This window comes from Kitasatospora sp. NPDC048662 (assembly GCF_055587065.1).
Map to the genome: position 1 here is coordinate 1 of NZ_JBVJHA010000030.1, position 1966 is coordinate 1966.

Here is a 1966-nt window from a genome sequence, read left to right on the forward strand (position 1 = left end):
GAGCAATGCTCGATACCTGTGGATCGGTTCCGGGAGGAGCGCGGAGGGCGTACCTTCCCGAATGATCCCGTGATGGTCATCGAGTAGGCCGACGTTGCAGCGTCGGTCGGGAAGGTACGCCCGTGCTCACGGTAGTCAATGCCGACTCGACGCGAGAGGCGCCCTGCTGGACGAGATTGTTCGTGAGGGTGCCCGGCGGATGCTGGCCGCCGCCTTGGAGGCCGAAGTCAACTCCTACATCGCCGAGTTGGCCCACGAGAAGGACGAGAGCGGACGGCGCCTGGTGGTCCGCAATGGCTACCACCAGCCCCGGAAGGTCACCACCGCCGCCGGCGTGATCGAGGTCAAGGCCCCGCGGGTGAACGACAAGCGGGTCGATGAGACCACCCGCGAGCGCAAGCGGTTCTCCTCGGCGATCCTGCCGCCCTGGTGCCGCAAGTCCCCGAAGATCGCCGAGGTGCTGCCACTGCTCTACCTGCACGGCCTGTCCTCGGGCGACTTCGTCCCGGCGATGGAGCAGTTCCTCGGCTCCTCGGCGGGGCTGTCGCCGGCCACGGTGACCCGGCTGACCACCCAGTGGCAGGCCGACCACGCCGCCTTCCAGGAACGCGACCTGTCCGGCACCGACTACGTCTACGTCTGGGTCGAGGGCATCCCCCTGCGTATACGCCTGGACGAAGCCAAGGCCGCCGTCCTGGTCGTTATCGGAGCGCGTGCGGACGGCACCAAGGAGCTGGTCGCGATGACCGACGGCTACCGGGAGTCCTCGGAGTCCTGGGCGGCGCTGCTGCGGGACTGCGCGCGCCGCGGCATGCGCGCTCCCATACTGGCGGTCGGCGACGGCGCACTCGGGTTCTGGAAGGCCCTGCGCGAGGTCTTCCCCACCACCCGCGAGCAGAGGTGCTGGGTTCACAAAACGGCCAACGTGCTCGACGCCCTGCCGAAGCCGGCCCAGCCGGCGGCGAAGAAGGCGATCCAGGACATCTACAACGCCGAGGACCGCGACCACGCCGATCGGGCGATCAAGACCTTCGCCAAGCTCTACGGCGCGAAGTTCCCCAAGGCCGTCGAGAAGATCACCGACGACCAGGACGTCCTGCTGGAGTTCTTCGGCTACCCGGCCGAGCACTGGATCCACCTGCGGACCACCAACCCGATCGAGTCGACCTTCGCCACCGTCCGGCTCCGCACCAAGGTCACCAAGGGCGCCGGCTCCCGCGCCGCCGGGCTCGCCATGGTCTTCAAGCTCATCGAGTCGGCCCAGACACGCTGGCGGGCCGTCAACGGCGCCCATCTTGTCCCGTTGGTCCGCGCAGGCGCCCGATTCGATCGCGGGCAGCTCGTCGAGCGCCCCGAGGCGGTGGCGGCATGAGGGGACCACTCGCTGTTCTGGTCAACGGGCTGCCCGGCGCGGGGAAGACGACCCTGGCCCGCATCCTGTCCCGTCACCTGGGGCTGCCGCTGTTCAGCAAGGACGTGATCAAGGAGGCCCACGCCGATGTGCTGGGAACCGAAAGAGCCGACTCGCCGCAACGACGTTGGAACGCCTCACTCGGCGCTGCAGCCAGCGAGACGATGTGGGCACTACTGGCGGACGCAGCTGCCGGTGCTGTCCTGGAATCCTGCTGGCCGACCGACTTTCGCGACTTCGTCCTGTGGGGCTTGAACCACGCCAACAACCCCGATGTGGTGGAGATTTGGTGTGACGTCCCGTTGGAGACCGCCCGCCTTCGCTTCGAAGCCCGTCACCCACGCCATCCGATTCATGGTGACCTGCTGACGGATGACGAGTGGGAACGCTGGCGACACACCGCTCGCCCTCTCCAGGTCGGTCCGACCCTGCACGTCGACACGACCCGCCCGGTCGACATGCAGGCCGTCATCGCCTGGATCCAGAAACCCGAGCATCGCAGTCACACCGACCACGATCGGGAAGGCTCAATCCACAGATCTTGACAATTACTCG

General features: G+C 67.4%; 2 protein-coding genes. Both read left to right on the top strand.

The window, feature by feature from the left end; translation table 11 throughout:
• Nucleotides 1–163: 163 nt before the first annotated feature.
• Entirely contained in the window at nucleotides 164–1372 is a 1209-nt protein-coding gene (locus ACZ6R9_RS33745; protein ID WP_465542595.1) for an IS256 family transposase, read from the top strand.
• Nucleotides 1369–1956, top strand: coding sequence for a P-loop nucleotide/nucleoside kinase family protein (locus ACZ6R9_RS33750; protein ID WP_465542593.1), 588 nt, complete (start codon nucleotides 1369–1371; stop codon nucleotides 1954–1956). The genes ACZ6R9_RS33745 and ACZ6R9_RS33750 overlap by 4 nt, the downstream gene beginning before the upstream one ends.
• Nucleotides 1957–1966: the final 10 nt, after the last annotated feature.